Origin of the sequence: Micromonospora eburnea, from assembly GCF_900090225.1 — a bacterium.
Classification (GTDB): Bacteria; Actinomycetota; Actinomycetes; order Mycobacteriales; family Micromonosporaceae; genus Micromonospora; species Micromonospora eburnea.
Map to the genome: position 1 here is coordinate 1137519 of NZ_FMHY01000002.1, position 24143 is coordinate 1161661.

Genomic DNA, 24143 nt, shown 5'->3' on the forward strand with positions numbered 1-24143 from the left:
CGGCGGGGATCGTAGCCGCCCACCCCCGGCGGCGCTGCCACCTGCCGGGGACTATCCTCCTTGCGGATGACGGCTGCGCAGATGAACAGCGTTTGCCGAGCGGGACAACCCAGAACCGGAGGCCACTCGTGACCACCGTCGCACCCAAGCCGGTCGTGACCCGGCCCTGGCCGGTCCGCGAGCCGGTCAAGGGGTCGGCCCTCGCGCGGCTGCTGCGGACCACGGACGCGAAGCAGATCGGGATCATGTACATGGTCACCGCGTTCGCGTTCTTCCTTATCGGCGGCCTGATGGCCCTGATCATGCGCGCCGAGCTGGCGCAGCCGGGCCTGCAGTTCCTGTCGCCCGAGCAGTACAACCAGCTCTTCACCATGCACGGCACGATCATGCTGCTGTTCTTCGCGACGCCGATCGTGTTCGCCTTCGCGAACTACGTGGTGCCGCTGCAGATCGGCGCGCCCGACGTGGCGTTCCCCCGGCTGAACTCGTTCGCCTACTGGCTGTACCTGTTCGGCGGCACCATGGCCACCGCCGGGTTCATCGCGCCGGGCGGTGCGGCCGACTTCGGCTGGACGGCGTACGCGCCGCTGAGCACCGCGGAGCACTCGCCGGGCGTCGGCGCCAACCTGTGGGTGATCGGTCTGGTCATCTCCGGCCTGGGCACCATCCTCGGCTCGGTCAACCTGATCACCACGATCCTGACCCTGCGCGCCCCCGGCATGACCATGTTCCGGATGCCGATCTTCACCTGGAACATGCTGGTCACCAGCCTGCTGGCCATCCTGATCTTCCCGCTGCTGGCCGCCGCGCTGCTGGCGGTCGCCTCGGACCGCCTGATCGGCACCCACGTGTACGACCCGGCCACCGGTGGCCCGATGCTGTACCAGCACCTGTTCTGGTTCTTCGGGCACCCCGAGGTCTACATCATCGCGCTGCCGTTCTTCGGCATCATCTCCGAGATCATCCCGGTCTTCTCCCGGAAGCCGATCTTCGGTTACAAGGGTCTCGTCGCCGCGACCGTCGCCATCGCCGCCCTGTCGATGAGCGTCTGGGCGCACCACATGTTCTCCACCGGCCAGGTGCTGCTGCCGTTCTTCAGCTTCCTCAGCTACCTGATCGCCGTGCCGACCGGTATGAAGTTCTTCAACTGGATCGGCACCATGTGGCGGGGCCAGATCACCTTCGAGACGCCGATGCTCTTCGCCATCGGCTTCCTGGTCACCTTCCTCTTCGGTGGTCTCACCGGCGTGCTGCTCGCCAGCCCGCCGCTGGACTTCCACATCCACGACTCGTACTTCGTGGTGGCGCACTTCCACTACGTGCTCTTCGGCACGATCGTGTTCGCCGTCTTCGGCGGCATCTACTTCTGGTTCCCGAAGATGTTCGGCCGGATGCTCGACGAGCGGCTCGGCAAGATCCACTTCTGGCTCACCATGGTCGGCTTCCACACCACGTTCCTGGTGCAACACTGGCTGGGCAACGAGGGCATGCCCCGCCGGTACGCCGACTACCTGCCGGGCGACGGCTTCACCACGCTGAACACGATCTCCACCATCGGCGCGTTCATCACCGGTATCTCGACCCTGCCGTTCATCTACAACTGCTGGAAGTCCTACAAGGCCGGTCCGGTGGTCGAGGTCGACGACCCGTGGGGCTACGGCAACTCGCTCGAGTGGGCCACCAGCTCGCCGCCGCCGCTGCGTAACTTCGACCGGATGCCGCGGATCCGCTCCGAGCGGCCGGCGTTCGACCTCAAGTTCCCGGAGCTGGCCGCCGGGGTGCCCGCCCTGGCCGGCCCGCCCGAGGGTGGCGCCAAGCCGCTGACCAGCGAGGCCGACGGCGGTGCCAGCTACGTGGAGGACACCAGCGGCAACCGCGACCAGCGCTGACGATCGCAGGGCAGAGGCCCCTTCGCACCGGAAACGGTGGGAAGGGGCCTCTCTCGTCTGCCGGCCGCCCCGGTCGTGGCCGGCCGAGCGCGTCAGGGTGCCCCGAAGGCTGATCCACTCCGTGTACGGCATGTGGCGGTCTCCGGGCGACGGGGGACCGCTACATGCCGCACACCGAGACGATCACGCCGGAGCGTGCCCGGCGGGCGCGGGGTGGCGAGCCGGTCAGGCCGGCGGCGCGTAGGTGTCGAGGAACTTTGTCACCCGGTCGCGGATCTCGACGCTGCCACCTTCGCCGAGCAGATTCACCCCGTGCGCGCTGGTCGGCACCAGCACCAACTGCCGCTGCGTGCTCTGCGGGGTGGCGGCATACATCTGCCGGGCCGACTCCGAGAAGCTCGGCTCCAGCTCACCCGCGCCGTACAGGACCGGGGCGGTGATCTTCGGAGCTGCCGCGGCGGCGTCCGCGTCCTGGTAGCTGGACGGTGACGAGAGGGCGATGACGGCGACCGGCGGCGGGCTGAGGGTCGGCGTGGCGGCCAGCACCGCGGCACCACCCATGGACCCGCCGGCCAGCACGATCCGGCTGGCACCGTCAGCCCGCAACGCGCTGGCCGCCGCCTCCACCTGCCGGGCCAACGGCACCCCGTGACCCCGCGAGACGCCGTTCCCGGCGAAGTCGAAGGCGAGCACCCGGTAGCCCCGGTCGGCCAGCGTGCGCCCGAAGGGCAGCCACTGGCAGACGTCGCCGGCCGCCATGTGCGCCAGCACCACCCCGGTGGCCCCGGAGCCGAGAACGATCCCGCCCAGTTCGGCGTCGATCTCCTTGCCGAACTCGACCTGCCGGCCGTCCCCGACGAACTCGGGGCAGCCGCTGCCCGCGTTGAGTCCGGTCGGCTGCGTCGGCGGCGGAGGGTCGGCGCTACAGGCGACCATCCCCACGGAGAGGGCAACGGCGATCAGGCGGAGGGCGGCGAGCTTCATGACGGCTCCTCGGGACGTGATGGAAGCGCTCCCATTCTTCCCGTCCGAGGGCTTCGCGGGTGATCCCGCTCGCGACTACCGTGTCGAAGCCGTTACCGCCGGGCCGAGCGGATCCGGCCCGGCCGCCCGGTCCGCGGGCACCGGCGCGTCCTCCGGCCGGTCGGCCACCGCCCGCCGCTCGCGCAGCTCGACGAGCAGCACGACGAGTGCGACGAGCAGCCCGATCGTGCCGGTCGCCGCGAAGCCCCAGAGCGGCGCCGAGGCGTCGATCACCGCGCCGGCGAGCGGGGCACCCACCGCGATCCCGACCGTCACGGCGGAGCCGTGCAGGCCCATCGCCTCACCGCGTACGGCCGCCGGGGCGAGCCGGCTGACCGCGTCGGAGGTCGAGGCGATCGTCGGCGCGCAGAGCGCCCCGGCCGGGATCAGCGCCAGGCAGAGCAGCCACCAGTGCGCCCCACCCAGCCCGACCGGGATCGTGGTGAGGCTGAGCATCGCCATCAGCACCAGCGGGGAGAACGTACGGCTGACCGCGCCGTACGCGAAGCCGCCGACCAGCGACACCATCGCCCACACGGTCAGTACGGCCCCGGTCCACCCGACCTCGCCGCCGGCGCGCAGCATGGCGACCACCGCCACGTCCGTGCCGCCGAGCACCAGGGTGGCGGCCGTACTCACCGCCAGCACGGCGAGCAGGCGGGGCGTCAGCCACTCGCGGCGGGGCACCTTCCGGTACGGGCCGGCCGGCTCGTCGGCGCCCCGGGTGGGCGGGTTGAGCAGCCAGAAACAGATCCCGGAGGAGACGATCCCGGCACCGACCGCCCACATGGTGACGCGCGGGGAGATGGCGGTCGCCAGCGCCACGGCCAGCGCCGGGCCGACCATGAACGACAGCTCCACCGACATCGAGTCCAGCGCGTACGCCGGGCGACGCCGGTCAGCCGGCACCAGCGCGGCGACCGACTGGCGGACCACCGAGAAGACCGGCAGCGCGACCAGCCCGGCCAGGAACGCGGCCGGCAGCAGCACCAGGTACGACAGCGTCGGCGCGGTGGCCCAGAAGACGCCTTCGGCGACCGTGGTCAGCACGAGCACCGGGCGCAGCCCGCGCCGGTCGACCAGCCGACCGAGCAGCGGGGAACCGAGCGCGGAGCCGACGGTCGACGCGGCGCCGACCAGCCCGGCGGCGCCGTACCCCCGGTCGAGGTCGAGCAGGACGTGGAAGGTGAGCGCCACCGCGGTCGCGGTGAGCGGGATGCGGGCCAGCACCGACACCAGCAGCAACGACCGGAGACCGGGCAGGGCGAGCGCCTCCCGGTAAGGCTTCAAGTTCACGACGGTGCGTACCTCCGGCGGCCATCCTCGGGCCGGGGTACGACAGCCGCAAGCGATTAGCCGGTCAAGCGGTCCTGATCACAGGTGTGCCGACCAGGGTGACCCCGACGCCGTCCATGCTCCGCAGCGCCACGTCGAGCGTGTCGGGCGCGACGGCGGCGGTGAGATCCAGCAGCACGGTGGTCCGGAACCCCTCCAGGGCGGCGTCCACGGCGGTCGCCCGTACGCAGTGATCGGTCGCGATCCCGACCACGTCCACCCGGTCGACGTCGTGCCGGCGCAGCCAGTCGGCCAGGCACTCGCCGCCCTCCGCGTGCCCCTCGAAGCCGGAGTACGCGGCGGCGTGCTCGCCCTTGTGGAAGATCGCCTCGACCCGCCCGGTGTCCAGGTCGGGGTGGAACTCCGACCCGGCGGTGCCGACCACGCAGTGCCGCGGCCAGGAGTCGACGTAGTTCGGCGGGTCGCCGAAGTGCGCGCCCGGGTCGATGTGGAAGTCCTTCGTCGCCACCACGTGGTCCCAGCGGCCCGGCTCGGCGGCGAGCAGCCGGGAGATGCCGGCGGCCACGCCGGCCCCGCCGGCCACCGCGAGGGAACCGCCCTCGCAGAAGTCGTTCTGCACGTCCACGACGATCAAGGCGTTGCTCACCACGGCCTCCTCAACCTGCTGGTACGACGGTCACCGGGACGGCCGGATCGCCGCCGGACAGCTTCAGACCCTCCCACGGGATGGAGATCAGGCACTGCCGCAGGTGCTCCCGCGACTCGTCGAGGGTGGGTCGCGCGACGGGCTCGCCCTCGACGATGAACGGGTGCTGGAGCGGCCGGTCGTTGGGCTGCCGGTCCGGCACCCCCTGCGGCACGACGATCTCCTCGGTGGCGGTGCCGCTCGGCCGGTGCCGGCGTACGGCCACCTTCCGGCCGCCGATGGTGGCCTTGTGCTCCGAGCGCTTGACCACCGCGCGCCCCTCCACCTCGACCAGCTTGTAGACCAGCCCGGCGGTCGGCGCGCCGGAGCCGGTCACCACGGCGGTGCCGGCGCCGTACATGTCGACCGGCTCGGCGGCGAGCGCGGCGATGGCGTACTCGTCGAGGTCGCCCGAGACGATGATCTTCGTCTCGGTGGCGCCGAGCGAGTCCAGCAGTTCCCGGCACTGTTGGGCGATCACCGCCAGGTCGCCCGAGTCGATCCGGACCGCCCGCAGCTCCGGCCCGGCCACCGCGATCGCGTTGCGGATGCCCTCGGCGATGTCGTACGTGTCGACCAGCAGCGTGGTGTCCTTGCCCAGCGTGGCGACCTGCGAGGCGAACGCCGTCCGCTCGTCGTCGTGCAGCAGGGTGAACGCGTGCGCGGCGGTGCCGGCGGTCGGGATGCCGTACCGCTGGCCGGCGGCCAGGTTGGAGGTGAACCGGAACCCGGCCAGGTACGCGGCCCGGGCCGCGGCTACCGCCGCCTCCTCGTGCGCCCGGCGGGAGCCCATTTCGATCAGCGTCCGGCCCCGGGCGGCGGTGACCATCCGGGCGGCCGCCGCGGCGACCGCGCAGTCGTGGTTGAGCACCGAGAGCACCAGCGTCTCCAGCACCACACACTCGGCGAAACCGCCGGAGACGGTGAGCAGCGGGGAGTTGGGGAAGAACAGCTCACCCTCGGCGTACCCGTCGACGTCGCCGGTGAAGCGGTAGTTGGCCAGCCACTCGGCGGCCCGGTCGTCCACCACCCCGGCATGGCGCAGGAAGTCGACCTCCTCGGCGTCGAACCGGAACTCCCGGATCAGGTCGATCAGCCGGCCGGTCCCGGCCACCACGCCGTAGCGTCGGCCCGCCGGCAGTCGCCGGGTGAACACCTCGAAGACGCAGCGGCGGTCGGCGGTGCCGTCCCGCAGCGCGGCGCTGACCATGGTCAGCTCGTAGTGGTCGGTCAGCAGTGCGGGGCGAACGGTGCTCACGGCACCCAGCCTAGGGTTCACGCCGGATCGATGCCGTCCTGGCCCGGCAATGACCACAGCGCGGTCCGCAACTCGCCCCGACCGGCCACCCCCAGCTTGGCGTAGACCCGCTGGAGGTGGTTCTCCACCGTACGCGTCGACAGGTAGAGCCGTTCGGCGATGGCCCGGCTGGTCTCCCCGTCGGCGGCGAGCCGGGCGATCTCCCACTCGCGTTCGCTCAGCGTCGGCCGGAGCAGCCGCAGCGCCGGCGTGTCAACCTGGTCACAGCGGCACAGCAGGGCGGCGAGCCGTTCCCGGGCCGGCCCGGTCGCGCCGGCCCGTCCGCGCATCCGGTGCAGGGCCATCGCGGTGGCCTCGGCGGCGTACACGGTCAGGTCCCGGGCGGCGAGGTCGTCGGCGACGGCGAGCAGGTCGGCGGGGGAGTCCTCGACCGCGGCCCGGGCGTACCGGGCGACCAGCGGCGGCAGCGGACCGTCGACCCGCTCGGAGAGCTCGGCGAGCCGCTGCGCCACGGTGCGCCGGCCGCCGTCACTGCACGTCGGACCGACCGGGGCGGTGGCCCGGTCGAGGCGGACCAAGTCGAGCAGAACCAGCAACTCGTGACCGGCGAGGCCGTCGTCGCGCAGCCGGTCGGCCAGCGCGCAGAGGTGCTTGGTGGCTGTCGCCAGGTCACCGGCGACGGCGTGCACCGCGCCCCGGGCCTGCTCCAGCCACGGATACAGCACCGCCATGCCCGGCGCGTGGATGCGGTCCGCCTCGGCCATCGCCTCCGCCGCGTGCCTCGCGTCACCGCGCAGGGCCGCCGCCTGGGCGCGCTCGGCGTGCGCCAGCCCGGCGTAGACCCGGCTGGTGGCCAGCACCGCGCACGCCCCGAGGCTGGTCCTGAGCGCCTCGTCGCCGCGCCCGCGCAGCCGCGCCGCGTACGCCTGGAGGATGGCCAGATAGCCGGTGCCGAGTCGGAAGTCGCCCGCGCCGGCCAGGTCGGCGAACTCGTCGGCCACGATCGCGTCGATGCCGGCCAGGTCGCCGGAGAGCGCCAGCCGGGTGCCCCGGGCCAGCTCCATCGCGAGCTGGAGGTACGGCATCGCGCCGCGCCAGCGTGCCGCCTCCGCCTGCACCCGGGCGATCGCGTTGGCGCTGCGCCGGTATCGACCCTGCGCGGCGTGCAGGTGGGCGATCGTGCACCGGGCCAGCTCCCGGGCGGCGGTCGGCGCGGCCGGCCGATCCAGCACCGCCTGGGCGAGCCGCAGCGCGGCGCCGGTGTCCAGCCGGTGCAACCGCATGATCGCCTCGAAGGCGCGGACCCGGGCCTGGTCGGCCGGATCGGTCAACTCGTCGCCGCGCGCGGCGATCTCCTCCACGGTGGACTCCCGGCAGAGCCCCCAGTAGCTGACCATGCCGCGGACGGTCAGCCAGCGGCTGTGTCGCGGGCCGTCGCGGACCTCGCCGGCGACCGAGTCGAGCACCTGCATCGCCTCCTCGGGCCGGTCGCCGAACATCAGGATGGTGGCGAGCAGTTCGGCCGCGCCGGGACCGCCGTCGGCCGCCAGCGCCGCCCGGGCCAGCCGGGTCGCCAGCGGTACGTCGTACCGGCCGAAGGCCTGGGCCGCCGCGCCGAGCAGCAGCGCCGCATCCTGTGCCGTACCCGAGTCGAGCCGCCACACCGCGACCCGGAGCAGGTCGTCCCGGCGGCGGGCGCCGACCTGCTCCAGCAGCCCGGCCAGTGCGGCCTTGAGCCGCCGGGTGCGGCTGACCGGGCACTGCCGGCGTATCACCTCGCCGTAGAGCGGGTGGGCCAGCCTTACGTTCCACCGTCGGTCGTCGTGCACCAGGCTGATCAGGGCACGTTCCTCGGCGGCCTCCACGTCGGCCGGGTCGACCGCCTTCTCCAGCAGTTGCAGGCCCAGCGGCTCGCCGAAGGCGACCAGCTCGACCACCGACCGTACGCCGGGGGTGAGCTGGCCGATCCGGGTGTCGATCAGGTCGGTGAGACTGGGCGCCAACTCCAGCCGGCCGGTCCACTTCCAGACCCCGTACGTGTCGCTCAGCTCGTCGCCGCCGGAGGCGGCCAGCACCAGTTCGCGCAGCAGCAACGGGTTGCCCGCGGAGAGCCGGAACAGCCGCTCGGCGGACATCGCGTCGACCGGCCCGCCCACGATCGCGGCGAGCAGCCCGGTGGTCTCGGCCGAACTCAGCGGGCCCAGCTCGACCAGGTTCATCAGGTCGTCGGTCCACAGGGCGCGGATCGGCAGCGGGATCTGCTCGCCGTCGCGCAGGGTCCCGATCACGGTGGCGTTCTCCGCGCGGGCGATCAGGTGGACCAGCGCCGCCGAGGGCGGGTCGAGCAGGTGCACGTCGTCGATGGCGAGCACGATCGGCCGGCCGGCGGCCTGTTCCTGCAGCACCTCCACGGCCCAGCGGAGGATGCCGGCGGGGGAGAGCCCCGGCGGCTGCTCGGCCGGGAGCATCTGGACCAGCCCGCCGAAGGGCAGCGCCGCGGTCGTGGCGCTGGCCGAGACGGACCAGACCGCGTACCGGTCGGTGGGGAGGTTGGCCAGTCCCTCGCGCAGCAGGCGGCTCTTGCCGACCCCGGCCTGGCCGCTGAACAGCAGCCCGCGTACCTCGGGGTCGCCGACCGCCGACAACAGACGGTCGAGTTCATCCGTTCGGCCGACGAATTCCCACCGACTCATCTATGCAGCATATCGACGGTGATCCGTCCGCGTGCGGACCGTCACGCAGCGAGATTGAGTAACCTGTTCATCACGCATGAGTATGCGCGATGTTCGGTGTCGGGTGTACGGCAGTCGTACTCTTCCGGCATCCGGGCCGATGGCCGGATTTCCCATGCGACCGGCTCGCAGTCCGGTCGCCCGATCGGGAGGCCGCGTGATGAAGCCGGGTCCTCTCCCCTCGGTTGGCGTGCCCCGTCCGGGCGGACCGGCCGAGTCGTCGCCCTGCGCGCCACTGCCCGGCCGGCGCGGGTCGGCCGGCCCCGGCCCCGACGACCCGCTGACCGTCGTCGTCGCGGGTCCGGCCGGCGCCGGCCGCCGCGAACTGCTCGCCGGCCTGCTCGGGCTGGTGCCCGGGATGCTGGCCGTGCCGGCGGGGAGCTACCTGCTCGTCAACCACGCCAAGGCGCCGACCCGCGCCGCGTACGTGCCGGGCTACCGCCAGCCCCACTCGTACGGCCCGGATCCGCTCGCCGCCGGTCCGGCGCTCGCCCGCCCGCCCCGTCGGGTGGAGCTGGGCCTGCCGGACCCGCTGCTGCGCCACTTCGCGTTGCTCGACACGCCGGACACCGGCCCGCTCGGCGTCGCCGCCACCCGGGTGCTGCTCGACGCGGTGAGCCGGGCGGGTGCCCTGCTGTTCGTGATCTCCGCCGACCAGGCGTTCACCGCCGCCGAGCTGGACCTGCTGGCCGAGGTGGCCCGCGCCCGGGTCGAGGTGTTCTTCGCGGTCACCCTGGGGGCCGCCGGCTGGGCGACGGTGGCGGAGAGCCCGACGGCGACGGACGACACGGGGGCGTCCGTCCCGCCGGCACCATGGGCGGCGGAGCATCCGGTCGACCCGGTGCAGGTCTCGGTCGGGGCGCACCGCGCCGCCCTGCTCGCCGCGGTGCCCGCCCTCGCCACGGCCGGCTGGTACCCGGTGTCGCAGGCCGACCACCAGGCCCTGCGCTTCGCCCTGGTCGGCTGGGCGGCGGACGAGGTGCTACGCCGGGGCAGCGCCCACCCGCCGGAGCCGCCCGGCGCGCACGATCGGGTGCCCGTCGTGCCGGGGACCGACTCCGGTGACGTCGTCGAGCGCCTGGACCGGCAGGCCCGCGCCGGTGCCCAGCGGATCCGCCAGCACATCGCGCTGGAGCTGGCCAGTATCCACCTCCGCGTGGTTCAGGAGATCGTCTTCGGGGTCGGCTGCGCCGGTCTGCCGCAGCTCTTCGACCAGGAGATGGCGGCGCTGTCGCAGCTCGCCACCGCGCGGTGCGACGAGGCGGTCCGCGAGATCGTCGACGACGCGACAGCCCGCGTCTTCGGGGCGCCCGTGGCCGAGGGGGTGCGCCGCCGGATCATCCACGCCGTCCGATGGGGCCTCGCCGACCACCCGGCCGGCCGGGAGCTGGACCGGGTGCTCCTGGTCACCAGCACCGCCGGGGTGGCCGGGCTGGCCGGCGACGGCGCGCTCGACGCGTTGGCCGCCTTTCCCGGCGCGGTGCGCGACGAGGCGTTACCCCCGGCCGGGGTGGCCCTCTCCGGCGGCTGCTGGCAGCAGTGGCGCGTGCCCGGTGGCAACGACCCGAACGCCGCGCGCTCCTGGGCGCAGCGGGCGTTGCGCGAGGTCGAACTGGAGCTGACCCGCGTGGTGTCGCGACGCTTCGAGGCGGTCCGGCACTCGCTGGGCGCGGTGCTCACCGATGCTGTCGACCACGGCATCCTGCTCGCCTGAGGGCGGCCCCGCCGCCCGGTCGCCGGGGTCGCCGTACGCGGCCCGGGCGGGTGAACCGGGCCGACCCGGCGTTCCGATTCATCGGTCGCCCGGATCCGGTGGCACGATGGGGGGCATGGCGGCTCCGCAGGTTGCGCCGGTCGAGACGCCGGACACCGATGAGGTGCCGGTTTCCGACCGGCCGTGGGTGACGATTGTCTGGGACGATCCGGTCAACCTCATGACCTACGTCACCTGGGTTTTCCAGAAGCTCTTCGGATACAGCCGGGAGAGGGCCGAGCAGCTCATGCTGGACGTGCACCACAAGGGCAAGGCGGTGGTCTCCAGCGGGGCCCGCGAGCGGATGGAGCACGACGCGTCGCAGCTGCACGCGTACGGGCTCTGGGCGACGGTGGACCGGTCGTGAGCGGGCGAACCATCAGGCTCGGCGCGGTGACGGCGCACGCCGGCGTCGGCCGCAGGGAGGCGGTGGCGTGAGCATGTTCCGCCGCTACGGTGACCGTTACGTGGCCGCCCTGGGTGTGGACGAGGTGCGCGTGCTGCGCAAGGTCGCCTCGGAGGTGGTCGGCCTGCTCACCGACGGCTTCGACCACGGCGATCCGGTGGTCGGCCGGCTCTTTCCCGAGGTCTACCCGGAGGACGCGGCGAGCACCGCCGAGTTCCGTCGCTACACGGAGGGGGATCTCAAGACCGCCAAGATCGATCAGGCCGGCGCGATCCTCGCCGCGCTGCCCGACGGGGAGGTCGGCGGCGAGGTGCGCCTGGACGCCGAGGCGGCCGAGGCGTGGCTGCGCGCGCTCAACGACGCCCGGCTGGCGATGGGGGTCCGGCTGGAGATCAAGGACGGCACCGACGTGGGGGAGGAACTCGACGAAGCGGTGGCCGTGGATCCGACCTCGTCAAGGGTGTTCCAACTGTCGGTATACGCGTACCTGGGATATTTGCAGGAATCCCTGCTCAACGCCCTGATCGACTGAGTCGTGACGGTCACCACCTCGCCGCCCACGACCGACAGACGCTAGGCTGGTCGGCGTGCTGAGCATCGACCGGTCGATCATCGACGCGATCGTGGCCCACGCGCGCCGGGACCACCCGGACGAGGCGTGCGGCGTGGTCGCCGGTCCCGCCGGCAGCGACACCCCGACCCGGCACATTCCGATGGAGAACTCCGCCCGCTCCATGACGTTCTACGAGTTCGACTCGATGGAGCAGTTGCGGGTGTGGCGGGAGATGGACGACCGCGACGAGGAGCCGGTCGTCATCTACCACTCGCACACCGCGACGGAGGCCTATCCGTCCCGCACGGACATCTCCTTCGCCGGTGAGCCGGGAGCGCACTACCTGCTCGTCTCGACCCGTGAGCCCGACACGGAGGAGATCCGCTCCTTCCGCATCGTCGACGGCGTGGTCACCGAGGAGCCGGTCCGGATCGTGGATGCCGCCGTGGACCCGCACGCCGTCCAGTCCTACATGTTCGGGCAGAGCCCGGCGACGGTCGATTACGAGTGTTCCGGCAGCTGATTTCTCCAGCGCCGGCATCTCTTCTCTCTTCCCGTCACCTGGCACGACCCGAACAAGGAGCACACGATGGCCATCGAGGTCCGTATCCCCACCATCCTGCGTAGCTACACCGGCGGTGCCAAGGCCGTCGAGGGTGCCGGCGACACGCTGGGCGACCTGCTCGTCGACCTGGACTCCCGGCACGCCGGCCTGAAGGGTCGGCTGGTCACCGACACCGGCGCGCTGCACCGGTTCGTCAACGTCTACGTCAACGACGAGGACGTCCGCTTCCTGGGCGCGCTCGACGCCAAGCTCAACGACGGCGACAGCGTCACCATCCTGCCGGCCGTGGCCGGTGGCGCGTTCGGCTTCGCCGCGGCGGCGGCGATCGCCCGGCATCCCGTCGCAGCGCGCACCCGCTGAGGGCGGCGCGTCATGGCGCGTTACGACAGCCTGCTCGACGCGTGTGGCGGCACACCCCTGGTCGGGCTGCCCCGGCTCTCGCCCACCGTGCCCGACGGGGCGCCCCCGGTGCGGCTCTGGGTGAAGCTGGAGGACCGGAACCCGACCGGCAGCATCAAGGACCGGGCGGCCCTGTACATGGTCCGCGCGGCCGAGGCGGCGGGCCGGCTCCGCCCGGGTGACACCATCCTGGAGCCGACCAGCGGCAACACCGGCATCTCGCTGGCCATGGTGGCGAAGCTGCGCGGCTACCGCCTGGTCTGCGTGATGCCGGAGAACGTCTCCACCGAGCGGGTGCAGCTGCTGCGGATGTACGGTGCGGAGATCATCTTCTCGCCGGCCGCCGGTGGCTCGAACCAGGCTGTGGCCACGGCGAAGCAGATCGCGGCCGAGCACCCCGACTGGGTGATGCTCTACCAGTACGGCAACGAGGCGAACGCCCGGGCGCACTACGAGACGACCGGGCCGGAGCTGCTGCACGACCTGCCCACGATCACCCACTTCGTGGCCGGTCTGGGCACCACCGGGACGCTGATGGGCACCGGGCGCTACCTGCGGGAAAAGGTGGACGGCATTCAGATCGTCGCCGCCGAGCCCCGCTACGGCGAACTGGTCTACGGCCTGCGCAACATCGACGAGGGCTACGTGCCCGAGCTATACGACGCCGGGGTCCTCTCCCGGCGTTTCTCGGTCGGGACGCGGGACGCGGTGCTGCGGACCCGGCAGCTCGTCGAGGTGGAGGGGATCTTCGCCGGCTTCTCCACCGGCGCGATCCTGCACGCCGCCCTCGCGGTGGCGCACGAGGCGGTGCGGGACGGCCGCGGCGCGGACGTCGCGTTCGTGGTCGCCGACGGCGGCTGGAAATACCTCTCCACCGGGGCGTACGGCGGCACTCTCGCGGACGCCGAGGAGGCCCTGGAGGGGCAGCTCTGGGCCTGATGGCTCGCGGGTCGGGTCGGTCGGCGGCATCCGTCGGCCGGCCCGATCCTTTCGTCTGGGCGAGACGCGTATCGGTGTCACGTTGATGACAACTTCCGGTAGACGATTCTTGCCGACCGGGCCGACGCGTAGGCTGCGCACCGTGGCGCACGCGTCGGTAGAGATCATCGGCGGGGTGACTGCCGGCGCGTCGGCTACGAAGCGTGACATCGAGGCAACCGGATGCGACTGACCGTCCTCGGCTGCGCGGGCAGCTTCCCCGGCCCCGAGTCCCCCTGCTCGGCATACCTCCTGGAGGCGGAGGGCTTCCGGCTCCTGATCGACTTCGGTTCGGGGGCGCTCTCCACCCTCCAGCGCTACGTCGGGCTGCACGCCCCCGACGCGATCCTCCTCACCCACCTGCACTGCGACCACATGCTCGACGCGGTGTCGTACGTGGTGGTGCGCCGATACGCCCCGGACGGCCCGTACCCGCCCCTGCCGATGTACGCGCCCCCCGGTGCGCCGGACCGGCTGGCCACCGCCTACGGCCAGGAGGACGGCACCGTCGAGGACGTCTACCAGTTCTACGGACTCCAGCCGGGCACCTTCCCGATCGGCCCGTTCACCGCCACCGTCGACCGGATGAACCACCCGGTCGAGACGTACGGTGTGCGACTGGAGCACGGCGGCCGGGTCTTCTGCTACTCGGCGGACACCGCGCCCTGCGACGCGCTGCTGCGCCTGGCGCAGTCGGCCGACGTGTTCCTCTGCGAGGCCAGCTACCTCGACGGCGTGGAGAACCCACCGGACCTGCACCTGACCGGCCGGGAGGCCGGCGAGGCGGCGACCAAGGCCGGGGTCGGCCGGCTGCTGCTCACCCACCTGGTCCCGGCCTGGGGCAGCGAGGCGCTCACCATCGAGGCGGCGGCCGCCGCGTACGCCGGACCGCTGGAAGTGGTCCGTGCCGGCGCCTGCTACGACGTCTGACCCTGCCGGCAGCGCCTCGCGTGGCGGTAGCGTCCGGCGACCGGTCGCCTGGCGCGTTCGTCCGGGCCGCGCCCTCGGGCCATGCGGATCGCCAGCGTGACCGAGCCGTTCCCGCCGGGCTGGTGCTCGGCGCCGACTCCACCCGGCCCACCCCGCAACGAACCTGGCCGGGCACCACATAGGGTGCAGGCATGGCGCGACCTGACGGGCGGCAGCCCGACCAACTCCGACCGGTGACCCTGACCCGGGGCTGGAGCACCCACCCGGAGGGCTCGGTCCTCGTCGAGTTCGGGGCGACCCGGGTGCTGTGCACGGCCAGCGTGACCGAGGGGGTGCCCCGCTGGCGCAAGGGTTCCGGGCTCGGCTGGGTCACCGCCGAGTACGCGATGCTGCCCCGGGCCACGAACACCCGCTCGGACCGGGAGAGCGTCAAGGGGAAGATCGGCGGGCGTACCCACGAGATCTCCCGGCTGATCGGCCGCAGCCTGCGCGCCTGCGTGGACCTGAAGGCCCTCGGCGAGAACTCCATCGTGCTCGACTGCGACGTGCTCCAGGCCGACGGCGGCACCCGGACCGCCGCGATCACCGGCGCGTACGTGGCGCTGCACGACGCGGTGACCTGGCTGGCCGAGCGCAAGGCCCTGACCGCCAAGGTGGAGAAGGTGATGCACCGTTCGGTGGCCGCGGTCAGCGTCGGCATCGTCGCCGGTGAGCCGAGGCTGGACCTCTGCTACGCCGAGGACGTGACCGCCGAGGTCGACATGAACGTGGTCTGCACCGGCACCGGCGACTTCGTCGAGGTGCAGGGGACGGGCGAGGCCGGTGTCTTCGCCCGTGAACAGCTCGACGCCCTGCTGGATCTGGGCGTCATGGGCTGTCTGGAACTGGCCGACGCGCAGCGGAAGGCGCTCAACTGATGAACAAGGTGCTTCTCGCCACCCGAAACCGTAAGAAGCTCGTCGAGCTGCAGCGGATCCTCGACGGCGCGCTCGGCGCGCACCGGATCGCCCTGCTCGGCCTCGACGACGTCGAGGCGTATCCGGAGCTGCCGGAGACCGGCCTGACCTTCGGCGAGAACGCGCTGATCAAGGCCCGGGAGGGGTGCCGGCGTACCGGCTTGCCGACCATCGCTGACGACTCCGGCCTGGCCGTGGACGCGCTCAACGGCATGCCGGGCGTGTTCAGCGCCCGCTGGGCCGGCCGGCACGGCGACGACCAGGCCAACCTTCAGCTCGTCCTGGACCAGATCGCCGACCTGCCGGACGAGCACCGCGCCGCGTCGTTCGTCTGCACCGTGGCGCTGGTGCTGCCGGGCGGCAAGGAGCACCTGGTCGACGGTCGCCAGGCCGGCCGGCTGTTGCGCGCGCCGCGCGGCGACGGTGGCTTCGGGTACGACCCGATCTTCCTCGGCGAGGGGCAGGAGCGGACCAACGCGGAGCTGACCCCGGAGGAGAAGGACGCGGTCAGCCACCGGGGCAAGGCGCTGCGCGAGCTGGCCAAGCTGGCGGCCAAGGTACTCCCGCCGGCGGTCTGACCGGGTGTCCGCCGCCACGTGCCGGTGGTGCTCGGCGCCACCGTCCAGCGGTGTAGAGCCGACCGGCAGCGCGCAGAGCCCGAGGCCCAGCCCTCGCCGGCCTTGCGTCGCCACAGCGATCGCGGCGAGGCCGAGCAACAGCCCGGCAACGCTCGCGTTCATGGTCAGCTCGCTCGGCAGTTCCGCCAGCCGCTCCGGGGTCGGTGTCTTCACCCAGTTGAGCTGCTCGGCCGTGCTGGCCTCGGCCGAGCAGCTGTGCGAACAGTCAGCTGAGTGGGCCGAGCTCCCGTTCGATCGCGGCGCGCAGCTCGGGGCCGCGTACCGCCTCCCGGGCGGCCTCCATCAGCGGTGCGAGGAACACGTCCGGTCCGGGCTCGCCCACCACGTCGGCGAGGGCGGCCAGCGCGGCCCGGCCGGCCGGCGACGGGGTCAGCGGCGCCCGGAGCTGGAGCCCGCGTACGGCGGCCAGCAGCTCCACCGCCAGCAGGCTGGTCAGGTTGTCCAGCACGGTACGCAGCTTCTTGGCCGCCGCCCAGCCCATCGAGACGTGGTCCTCCTGCATGCCGCTGGTGGGCAGCGAGTCCACCGACGCGGGCGCGGCGAGCCGCCGGTTCTCCGCGACGATCCCGGCCGCCGTGTACTGGGCGATCATCAGCCCGGAGTTGACCCCGGCGTCGGGGGAGAGGAACGCGGGCAGGTCCCGGGAGCGGGTGACGTCGAGCAGCCGGTCCACCCGGCGTTCGGCGATGGCGCCCACCTCGGCGGCGGCGATGGCCAGGTAGTCGGCGGCGAAGCCGAGCGGCGCGCCGTGGAAGTTGCCGGTCGACTCGACCCGCCCGTCCGGCAGCACCACCGGGTTGTCCACCACGGACCGTAGCTCCCGCCCGGCCACCGTCGCGACGAAGTCGAGGGTGTCCCGGGCCGCGCCGGCCACCTGCGGGGCACAGCGCATCGAGTACGCGTCCTGCACCGCGTGCGCCAGGTCGTGGCGGTGCGAGTCCATCACCGCCGAGTCCTGCAACAGCTTGTGGATGTTGGCCGCCGAGGCCGCCTGGCCGGGGTGCGGCCGGATGGCGTGCAGCTCGGGCAGGAACGGCCGTTCCGAGCCGAGCATCGCCTCGATCGCCAGCGCGGCGGTCACGTCGGCCATGGCGAACAGGTGCCCGGCGTCGTGGATGGCCAGCAGCAGCATGCCGAGCATGCCGTCGGTGCCGTTGATCAGGGCCAGCCCCTCCTTGGCGGCCAGCTCGATCGGCGTGAGGCCGGCCCGGCGCAGCGCCTCGTCGCCGGGGATCCGCTCCCCGGCCGGGCCGAGCACCCAGCCCTCGCCGAGCAGCACCAGCGCGCAGTGGGCGAGGGGCGCCAGGTCGCCGGAGGCGCCGAGCGAGCCGTGCTCCGGCACCCACGGGGTGACCTCGTGGTTGAGCAGGTCCACCAGGGCCTCGGCGACCAGCGGCCGGACCCCGGAGCGCCCCAGGGCGAGCGAGCGTACCCGCAGCAGCATCATCGCGCGGACCACCTCGCGGGGCATCGGCGCGCCCACCCCGGCGGCGTGCGAGCGGATCAGCGCGTGTTGCAGCTCGGCCCGCCGCTCGGGCGCCACGAAGGTGTTCGCGAGGGCCCCGAACCCGGTGGAGACACCGTAGACGGGCCGCCCGGCCGCCTCGATCCCGTCCACGATGGACCGGCTGGTCGCCATGGCCGCCACGGCGGCCGGGTCGAGGACGACCTTGGTGGTGCCGCGGGCGACGGCGAGCACGTCGGCGGGGGAGATCCCGGTGGGCTGGATGGTGACGGTCATTGGGGCACTCCGTTGTGCAGAACCTGGCGGATCAAGGGCACACCGGGCCGGTAGGCCAGGTGCAGGTGGGAGGGGGCGTCGAGGATCATCAGGTCGGCCCGGGCGCCGGGCCGCAGCACCCCGACGTCGTCGCGGCGCAGCGCCGCCGCCCCGCCGGCGGTCGCGGCCCAGACCGCCTCCGCCGGGGTCATCCGCATCTCGCGTACGGCGAGGGCGATGCAGAACGGCATCGACGAGGTGTACGACGACCCGGGGTTGCAGTCGGTGGCCAGGGCCACCTTGACGCCCGCGTCGAGCAGCCGCCGCGCGTCCGGGTACGGCGACCGGGTGGAGAACTCCGCCCCGGGCAGCAGGGTGGCGACCGTCTCCGAACCAGCCAGCGCGTCGACGTCGGCGTCGGACAGGTGGGTGCAGTGGTCGACGCTGGCCGCGCCGAGTTCCACCCCGAGCCGTACGCCCGGGCCGGGCCCGAGCTGGTTGGCGTGCAGCCGCACGCCCAGTCCGACCGCCTGCCCGCAGGCGAGGATCGCCCGGGCGTGGTCGGCGTCGAAGGCGCCCCGCTCGCAGAACACGTCGATCCAACGGGCGTACGGGGCGGCGGCGGCCAGCATCGGCCCGCACACCATGCCGACGTAGTCGTCGGGGCGGTCGGCGTACTCGGCGGGGACCACGTGTGCCCCGAGGAACGTGGTGTCCCCGGTGAACTCGGCGGCGATCCGTAGCGAGCGGGCCTCGTCGGCGACGGTGAGGCCGTACCCGCTCTTGATCTCGATGGTGGTGGTGCCCTGCCGCATCGCCTCGCCACGCAGCCGGCGCACGGTGGCCCGCAACTCGTCGTCGGAGGCGGCGCGGGTGGCGCCGACGGTGGTGCGGATGCCGCCCCCGGTGTACGGCTCGCCGGCCATCCGGGCGGCGAACTCGGCGGCCCGGTCCCCGGCGAAGACCAGGTGGGCGTGGCTGTCCACGAAGCCGGGCAGCACCGCCGCGCCCTCGGCGTCGATCCGCCGGTCGGCGGCCGGGGCGTCCGTGGCCGGCCCGACCCAGGCGACGAGGCCGTCCTCGACCAGCAGGGCGGCGTCCCGGCGCAGCCCCAGCGGCCCGCCCGCGCCGCCCGTGGAGTTGGTGACCAGCTCCCCGATGTTGTCCACCAGCAGGCTGCCGGTGCTGCGCATGGTCCGTCGCGTCGGGCCGTCCGGGCGCATCGGGAAGCCGGTCACGAGGTCACCGCCTCGATGGCGGCGTGCAGCTCGGTGGGCACGTCGACGGTGAGGTGCCGGCCGTCGGCGACCACGGTCCGCCCATCGACCACCACGTGCGTGACGTCGGCCGCGGTGGCCGCGAAGAACGCGCCGACCGGCGGCACCCCGGCCGTCCGGGCGCTGTCCAGCCGAACGGTGACCAGGTCGGCCCGGTCGCCGACCGACAGCCGGCCGGCGTCGCCCCAGCCCAGCGCGGCGTGCCCGTCGATGGTGGCGGCGGTGACCAGCTCGACGGCGGTGAAGTGCCCCCGCCTGCGGGTACGCAGCCGCTCGTCCAGCTCCACCGCGCGGGCCTCCTCGAAGAGGTCGATCACCGCGTGGCTGTCGCTGCCGAGGCTGAGCGGGCTGCCCGCCTCGGCCATCCGGCGGGCCGGCCCGATCCCGTCGGCGAGGTCCCGTTCCGTGGTGGGGCAGAGGCAGACGCCGGTCCGGTTCTCCCCGAGCAGGGCGACGTCGGCGCCGGTCGGGTGGGTGGCGTGCACCGCGGTGGTGTGCCGGCCGAGCACCCCGTGGTCGGCCAACAGCCGGGTCGGGGTGCAGCCGTGCACGGCCCGGCAGGCGTCGTTCTCGGCGGGCTGCTCGGACAGGTGGACATGCAGTGGCACACCGGCGCGGTCGGCCAGATTGGCAACGGTGGCGAGCTGCTCCGCCGGCACGGCGCGGACCGAGTGGATGGCCGCGCCGACGCGGGCGTGGTCGTCCTCCGGACGGAAGGCGGCCACCCGGTCCGCCCAGCGCAGCGCGTTCCCGTCGCCGAACCGGCGCTGCGGTCCGGTCAGCGGCTCGCCGTCCACTGTCGAGGTCAGGTAGCAGGCGTCCAGCAGGGTGAGCCGGATCCCGGCGTGCGCGGCCGCCTCGACCAGCGCCGCCGACATCGCGTTCGGGTCGTCGTACGGCTGCCCGTCCGGGCCGTGGTGCAGGTAGTGGAACTCGCCGACGCAGGTGATTCCGGCGAGCGCCATCTCCGCGTACGCGGCCCGGGCCAGGGCCAGGTACGAGTCGGGGTCGAGCCGGGCGGCCACGGTGTACATGACGTCCCGCCAGCTCCAGAAGTCGCCCCGCCCGCCGTGGGTACGCCCGCGCAGCGCCCGGTGGAAGGCGTGCGAGTGGGCGTTGGCCAGGCCGGGCAGGGTGAGTCCGGGCAGGCGTACCGCATCGCCCAGCACCTCCACGCCGGCGGCCGGCGGACCCGCGCCGACCAGCGGGGTGACCGAGGTGATCCGGCCGTTCTCGGCCTCGATCAGCACGTCGGGCGTGGGTTCGGCGTGTTCGGGCAGCCAGGCGTACTCGGCCAGCCAACGGGTCAGCGGCATGCCAGCTCCTCCAGCACCCGGGCCAGGGCGACCACCCCGGCCGCGCAGTCGGCATCGGTGGCGGACTCGGCGGGGGAGTGCGACACCCCGCTCGGGTTGCGCACGAACAGCATCGCGGTGGGCAGGTGCGCGGCGAGCACCCCGGCGTCGTGTCCCGCCCCGGTGGGCAGCACCGGCGCGTCCAGCAGCGCCGCCAGCCGGTCGGCCAGCCCGTTGTCGAACGCCACGAGCGGGGTCGCCGACTCCTGCGTGCAGGTCAGCTCGGTGCCGTCCCGTCGCGCCCGCTCGGCCGCCTTGGCCCGTACCGACTCGACCAGGCCGTGCAGCGTCTCCGGCTCGGCCGCCCGGGCGTCCAGCCAGCCGGTCACCCGCGCCGGGATCGCGTTGGTGGCGTTCGGCTCGACCGACACCCGGCCCACGGTGGCGTGCGCGTCGCGTAGCCGGGCCTCCTTGTTCGCCGCGAGCACCGTGAACGCGTAGGTGAGCATCGGGTCGCGGCGGTCGGTCATCCGGGTCGTACCCGCGTGGTTGGCCTCGCCGTGGAAGTCGAACCGCCACCGGCCGTGCGGCCAGATCGCGCTGGCCACGGCGACCGGCGCGGCCAGGTCGACCAGCGCCCGGCCCTGTTCGACGTGCAGCTCCACGAAGGCCGCGAAGCGGCCGAGCAGCCCCGGATCGGCGCCCGCCGGCCGGTCGCCCAGCGCCTCGGCGAAGCTCACCCCGGCGGCGTCGCGCAGCCCGGCCGCGCGGTCCACCGCGATCTCCCCGGTGAGCAGCCGCGACCCCAGGCAGGGTACGCCGAACCGGGCCCCCTCCTCCTCCACGAACGCGGCCACCGCCACCGGCCGGACCGGGGCGACCCCGGCGGCCCGCAGCTCGTCCACGGCGAGGAACGCGCTGACGATGCCGAGCGGCCCGTCGTACGCCCCGCCGTGCGGCACCGAGTCGAAGTGGCTGCCGGTGAGCACCGCGTCGCCGGCGTCCGGGTCCCCCCACCAGGCGAACAGGTTCCCGTTGCCGTCCTCGGCCACCGGCATGCCCCGCCGCCCGGCCTGCTCCCGGAACCAGTCCCGCAGCCACAGCTCCGGCTCGGTGAACGCGTACCGCAGGTAGCCGCCGCTGCCCGCGTCCCGCCCCACCGGGGCGATCTCGTCCCACAACTCCCGAAACCTGTTAGGAAGGGTCCCTTCCTCTACCGAATGCGTTAACAAGGTGCCCTTCCTTATTCCATAGGAATGCGGACGCCGGTGCGCTCGGCGACCTCGCGGGCATCGTCGTACCCGGCGTCGACGTGCCGGATGACGCCCATCGCCGGGTCGTTGGTGAGCACCCGCTCGATCTTCTGCCCGGCGAGGGCGCTGCCGTCGGCGACGCAGACCTGGCCGGCGTGGATCGAGCGGCCGATGCCCACCCCGCCGCCGTGGTGGATGGACACCCAGGACGCGCCGCTGGCCGTGTTGACCAGCGCGTTCAGTAGCGGCCAGTCGGCGATCGCGTCGGAGCCGTCGGCCATCGCCTCGGTCTCCCGGTAGGGGCTGGCCACGCTGCCGCAGTCCAGGTGGTCCCGACCGATCACCACCGGCGCGCTCAGCTCGCCCGAGGCGACCATCTCGTTGAACCGCACCCCGGCCCTGTCCCGCTCGCCGTAGCCGAGCCAGCAGATCCGGGCCGGCAGGCCCTGGAAGGCGACCCGCTCGCCGGCCATCCGGATCCACCGGGCCAGGGACTCGTTCTCCGGGAAGAGGTCGAGGATGGCCCGGTCGGTGGCCGCGATGTCGGCCGGGTCGCCGGAGAGCGCCGCCCAGCGGAACGGGCCCTTGCCCTCGCAGAACAGCGGCCGGATGTACGCCGGCACGAAGCCGGGGAAGTCGAAGGCCCGCTCGTACCCGCCGAGCTTCGCCTCGCCGCGGATCGAGTTGCCGTAGTCGAAGACCTCCGCGCCCGCGTCGAGGAAGCCGACCATCGCCTCGACGTGCTTCGCCATCGACGCCCGCGCCCGGTCGGTGAACTCGGCCGGTTTCGCCGCCGCGTAGTCCCGGGCGTCGGCCAGCTCCACCCCCTCCGGCAGGTACGACAGCGGGTCGTGCGCGCTGGTCTGGTCGGTGACGATGTCGATCGCGACGCCCCGGCGCAGCAACTCCGGGAAGACCGTGGCGGCGTTGCCGACCACGCCGACGCTCAGCGCCCGCCGGTCCCGCTTCGCGGCGAGCACCCGCTCCACCGCGTCGTCCAGCGAATTGGCGATCTCGTCCAGATAGCGGTCGTGCGCGCGGCGCTCCAGCCGGCTGCGGTCCACGTCGACGATCAGGCAGGCGCCGCCGTTCATGGTGACCGCGAGGGGCTGCGCCCCGCCCATCCCGCCGCAGCCGCCGGTCAGCGTCAGCGTGCCGGCGAGGCTGCCACCGAAACGCTTGGCCGCGACGGCGGCGAAGGTCTCGTAGGTGCCCTGGAGGATGCCCTGGGTGCCGATGTAGATCCAGGAGCCGGCGGTCATCTGCCCGTACATGGTCAGCCCGAGCTGTTCCAGCCGGCGGAACTCCGGCCAGGTGGCCCAGTCGCCGACCAGGTTCGAGTTGGCCAGCAGCACCCGGGGCGCCCACTCGTGGGTCCGCATGACGCCGACCGGGCGGCCGGACTGCACCAGCATGGTCTCGTCGTCACGCAGCTCGGTCAGCGTCCGGACCAGCGCGTGGTACGACGGCCAGTCCCGTGCGGCCTTCCCGGTGCCGCCGTAGACCACCAGGTCCTCGGGGCGCTCGGCCACCTCGGGGTCGAGGTTGTTCATCAGCATCCGCAGCGCGGCCTCCTGCGGCCACCCCTTCGCGGTACGTGCGCTGCCGCGGGCGGCGCGGACGGGCTGGTGCATCTCGTACTCCTCTCAGCTGAGGAACAACTGACGTCGGGCGGCGGACGACTCGAACGCCTCGAGCCGGGCCTGGGTCTCGGCCGGGGCGGCGTCGCAGATCGCCTGGAGCACCACCATGGCCAGGGCCATCGGGGCGGTGTGCAGGTCGAAGACCAGGTCGGTGCCGACGGCGGCGGGCAGCACCACCTCGGCGTACTCGGTGGCCGGGCTCACCGGGGAGTCGGTGATCGCCACGACGGTCAGCCCGGCGTCGCGGGCCTCGCGCAGCGCGTCCAGGGTCTCCCGGGGGTAGCGGGGCAGCACGAAGGCCAGCAGCGCGGTCGCCCCGGCGGCGGCGGCCTGTTCGAGCCGGTCGGCGAGGAGGCTGCCCCCGTCGTCGAGCACCCGCACGTCCGGGTGCACCTTCGCCGCGAAGTACGCGAAATACGCCGCGAGGGGCGCGGCGGCGCGCAGCCCGAGCACCGGCAGTGGACGGCTGGCCGCGAGCAGCTTCCCGACCCCGGCGATCCGGTCGGCGTCGGCGAGCTGCCCGGCGAGCCGGTCGAGGTTGCCCATTTCCGCGCGGACCGCCCGCTGGAGGGTGTTGCCGGCATCGGCCGGCCCGGCGCCGTCGGCGGCGGTCAGGCCCCGTAGCCGGCGGCGCAGCGCGGGGTAGCCGTCGTGGCCGAGGGCCATCGCGAACCGGGTCACCGACGGCTGGCTGACCCCGGCCAGCTCGGCGACCTCCGCCGCCGACAGGTACGCCGCCGCGCCCGCGTGCTGCACCAGGCAGTGCGCGATCCGGCGTTGGGTGGGGGTGAGCCGTACGCCGTGGAACAGGTCGAGCAGGCGGTCGGCCGACTCCGCACCGCTTTCATTCATGTCACGACTCTATGCATGAAAACTTTCAGAGCGCAACACCCT

Annotated in this window: 21 protein-coding genes; 10 read left to right on the forward strand and 11 right to left on the reverse strand. The window is 73.4% G+C overall.

The features are described from left to right. Window positions 1–128: 128 nt before the first annotated feature. A complete protein-coding gene (gene ctaD, locus GA0070604_RS05520; RefSeq protein WP_091115176.1) occupies window positions 129–1889 on the forward strand; it encodes an aa3-type cytochrome oxidase subunit I in 1761 nt (586 codons plus the stop codon). 225 nt (window positions 1890–2114) lie between these two features. Here the strand turns inward: ctaD and GA0070604_RS05525 are convergent, their stop codons facing one another. The 5 genes from GA0070604_RS05525 to GA0070604_RS05545 all read right to left on the reverse strand — a co-directional run bounded on the left by GA0070604_RS05525 (window position 2115) and on the right by GA0070604_RS05545 (window position 8844). Continuing rightward, window positions 2115–2873, reverse strand: coding sequence for an alpha/beta hydrolase family protein (locus GA0070604_RS05525; protein ID WP_091115180.1), 759 nt, complete (start codon window positions 2871–2873; stop codon window positions 2115–2117). A 75-nt stretch (window positions 2874–2948) separates the two neighbouring features. Beyond that, window positions 2949–4208, reverse strand: coding sequence for an MFS transporter (locus tag GA0070604_RS05530; protein ID WP_091115184.1), 1260 nt, complete (start codon window positions 4206–4208; stop codon window positions 2949–2951). A gap of 64 nt (window positions 4209–4272) precedes the next feature. Beyond that, window positions 4273–4854, reverse strand: coding sequence for an isochorismatase family protein (locus GA0070604_RS05535; protein ID WP_091115187.1), 582 nt, complete (start codon window positions 4852–4854; stop codon window positions 4273–4275). A 10-nt stretch (window positions 4855–4864) separates the two neighbouring features. Continuing rightward, on the reverse strand, window positions 4865–6151 hold the full coding sequence (locus GA0070604_RS05540) for a nicotinate phosphoribosyltransferase (protein ID WP_091115191.1): 1287 nt from the start codon (window positions 6149–6151) through the stop codon (window positions 4865–4867). Window positions 6152–6168: 17 nt separating this feature from the next. After that, a complete protein-coding gene (locus tag GA0070604_RS05545; RefSeq protein WP_091115195.1) occupies window positions 6169–8844 on the reverse strand; it encodes a LuxR C-terminal-related transcriptional regulator in 2676 nt (891 codons plus the stop codon). 199 nt (window positions 8845–9043) lie between these two features. Here GA0070604_RS05545 and GA0070604_RS05550 point away from each other — a divergent pair, with 199 nt between their 5' ends. From GA0070604_RS05550 to rdgB, 9 genes are all read left to right on the forward strand, one after another. Then, entirely contained in the window at window positions 9044–10597 is a 1554-nt protein-coding gene (locus GA0070604_RS05550; RefSeq protein ID WP_091115198.1) for a P-loop NTPase family protein, read from the forward strand. A 115-nt stretch (window positions 10598–10712) separates the two neighbouring features. After that, a complete protein-coding gene (gene clpS, locus GA0070604_RS05555) occupies window positions 10713–11003 on the forward strand; it encodes an ATP-dependent Clp protease adapter ClpS (protein WP_091115201.1) in 291 nt (96 codons plus the stop codon). A 73-nt stretch (window positions 11004–11076) separates the two neighbouring features. Further along, on the forward strand, window positions 11077–11574 hold the full coding sequence (locus GA0070604_RS05560; RefSeq protein WP_208602224.1) for a DUF2017 domain-containing protein: 498 nt from the start codon (window positions 11077–11079) through the stop codon (window positions 11572–11574). A 55-nt stretch (window positions 11575–11629) separates the two neighbouring features. After that, complete coding sequence (locus GA0070604_RS05565; protein ID WP_091115208.1) at window positions 11630–12118, forward strand: M67 family metallopeptidase; 489 nt, start codon at window positions 11630–11632, stop codon at window positions 12116–12118. Window positions 12119–12184: 66 nt separating this feature from the next. After that, entirely contained in the window at window positions 12185–12520 is a 336-nt protein-coding gene (locus GA0070604_RS05570; protein WP_091115212.1) for a MoaD/ThiS family protein, read from the forward strand. A gap of 12 nt (window positions 12521–12532) precedes the next feature. Next, window positions 12533–13498, forward strand: a complete 966-nt coding sequence (locus GA0070604_RS05575; protein ID WP_091115215.1) for a PLP-dependent cysteine synthase family protein — start codon at window positions 12533–12535, stop codon at window positions 13496–13498. A gap of 222 nt (window positions 13499–13720) precedes the next feature. After that, a complete protein-coding gene (locus GA0070604_RS05580; protein ID WP_091115218.1) occupies window positions 13721–14467 on the forward strand; it encodes an MBL fold metallo-hydrolase in 747 nt (248 codons plus the stop codon). Window positions 14468–14658: 191 nt separating this feature from the next. Continuing rightward, a complete protein-coding gene (gene rph / locus GA0070604_RS05585; RefSeq protein WP_091115221.1) occupies window positions 14659–15384 on the forward strand; it encodes a ribonuclease PH in 726 nt (241 codons plus the stop codon). Further along, the gene (gene rdgB, locus GA0070604_RS05590; RefSeq protein ID WP_091115225.1) at window positions 15384–16001 is read left to right on the forward strand and encodes an RdgB/HAM1 family non-canonical purine NTP pyrophosphatase; all 618 of its coding nucleotides are present in this window, start codon (window positions 15384–15386) and stop codon (window positions 15999–16001) included. Before rph ends, rdgB begins: the two co-directional genes overlap by 1 nt. A gap of 265 nt (window positions 16002–16266) precedes the next feature. On the opposite strand, the gene hutH is transcribed toward rdgB, so the two are convergent. Genes hutH through GA0070604_RS05620 form a run of 6 tightly spaced genes read right to left on the reverse strand, consistent with a single transcriptional unit; the run spans window position 16267 to window position 24101 of the window. Beyond that, a complete protein-coding gene (gene hutH / locus GA0070604_RS05595; protein ID WP_091115228.1) occupies window positions 16267–17802 on the reverse strand; it encodes a histidine ammonia-lyase in 1536 nt (511 codons plus the stop codon). Then, window positions 17799–18974, reverse strand: a complete 1176-nt coding sequence (gene hutI / locus GA0070604_RS05600) for an imidazolonepropionase (protein WP_091126917.1) — start codon at window positions 18972–18974, stop codon at window positions 17799–17801. Before hutI ends, hutH begins: the two co-directional genes overlap by 4 nt. A 41-nt stretch (window positions 18975–19015) precedes the next feature. Further along, window positions 19016–20368 carry a formimidoylglutamate deiminase gene (locus GA0070604_RS05605; RefSeq protein ID WP_091126918.1) on the reverse strand — a complete coding sequence of 451 codons (1353 nt, stop codon included), beginning with the start codon at window positions 20366–20368 and terminating at the stop codon, window positions 19016–19018. Then, window positions 20365–21585 (reverse strand): allantoate amidohydrolase, encoded by a 1221-nt coding sequence (locus GA0070604_RS05610; protein ID WP_091115232.1) that lies wholly within the window; start codon window positions 21583–21585, stop codon window positions 20365–20367. The genes GA0070604_RS05605 and GA0070604_RS05610 overlap by 4 nt, the downstream gene beginning before the upstream one ends. Before the next feature lie 11 nt (window positions 21586–21596). After that, window positions 21597–23240 carry a urocanate hydratase gene (gene hutU / locus GA0070604_RS05615; RefSeq protein WP_091115235.1) on the reverse strand — a complete coding sequence of 548 codons (1644 nt, stop codon included), beginning with the start codon at window positions 23238–23240 and terminating at the stop codon, window positions 21597–21599. A 12-nt stretch (window positions 23241–23252) separates the two neighbouring features. Continuing rightward, window positions 23253–24101 (reverse strand): MurR/RpiR family transcriptional regulator, encoded by an 849-nt coding sequence (locus GA0070604_RS05620; RefSeq protein WP_091115239.1) that lies wholly within the window; start codon window positions 24099–24101, stop codon window positions 23253–23255. Between the last annotated feature and the right edge of the window lie 42 nt (window positions 24102–24143).

Bases quoted from the DNA above. Each gene is read 5' to 3' on its own strand.
- GA0070604_RS05570 (WP_091115212.1), top strand. From the start codon at position 12,185: ATGGCCATCGAGGTCCGTATCCCCACCATCCTGCGTAGCTACACCGGC.
- GA0070604_RS05550 (WP_091115198.1), top strand. From the start codon at position 9,044: ATGAAGCCGGGTCCTCTCCCCTCGGTTGGCGTGCCCCGTCCGGGCGGA.
- hutH (WP_091115228.1), bottom strand. From the start codon at position 17,802: ATGACCGTCACCATCCAGCCCACCGGGATCTCCCCCGCCGACGTGCTC.
- GA0070604_RS05580 (WP_091115218.1), top strand. From the start codon at position 13,721: ATGCGACTGACCGTCCTCGGCTGCGCGGGCAGCTTCCCCGGCCCCGAG.
- GA0070604_RS05525 (WP_091115180.1), bottom strand. From the start codon at position 2,873: ATGAAGCTCGCCGCCCTCCGCCTGATCGCCGTTGCCCTCTCCGTGGGG.
- rdgB (WP_091115225.1), top strand. From the start codon at position 15,384: ATGAACAAGGTGCTTCTCGCCACCCGAAACCGTAAGAAGCTCGTCGAG.
- hutI (WP_091126917.1), bottom strand. From the start codon at position 18,974: ATGCGCAGCACCGGCAGCCTGCTGGTGGACAACATCGGGGAGCTGGTC.
- GA0070604_RS05620 (WP_091115239.1), bottom strand. From the start codon at position 24,101: ATGAATGAAAGCGGTGCGGAGTCGGCCGACCGCCTGCTCGACCTGTTC.
- clpS (WP_091115201.1), top strand. From the start codon at position 10,713: ATGGCGGCTCCGCAGGTTGCGCCGGTCGAGACGCCGGACACCGATGAG.
- rph (WP_091115221.1), top strand. From the start codon at position 14,659: ATGGCGCGACCTGACGGGCGGCAGCCCGACCAACTCCGACCGGTGACC.
- GA0070604_RS05560 (WP_208602224.1), top strand. From the start codon at position 11,077: ATGTTCCGCCGCTACGGTGACCGTTACGTGGCCGCCCTGGGTGTGGAC.
- hutU (WP_091115235.1), bottom strand. From the start codon at position 23,240: ATGCACCAGCCCGTCCGCGCCGCCCGCGGCAGCGCACGTACCGCGAAG.
- GA0070604_RS05575 (WP_091115215.1), top strand. From the start codon at position 12,533: ATGGCGCGTTACGACAGCCTGCTCGACGCGTGTGGCGGCACACCCCTG.
- GA0070604_RS05545 (WP_091115195.1), bottom strand. From the start codon at position 8,844: ATGAGTCGGTGGGAATTCGTCGGCCGAACGGATGAACTCGACCGTCTG.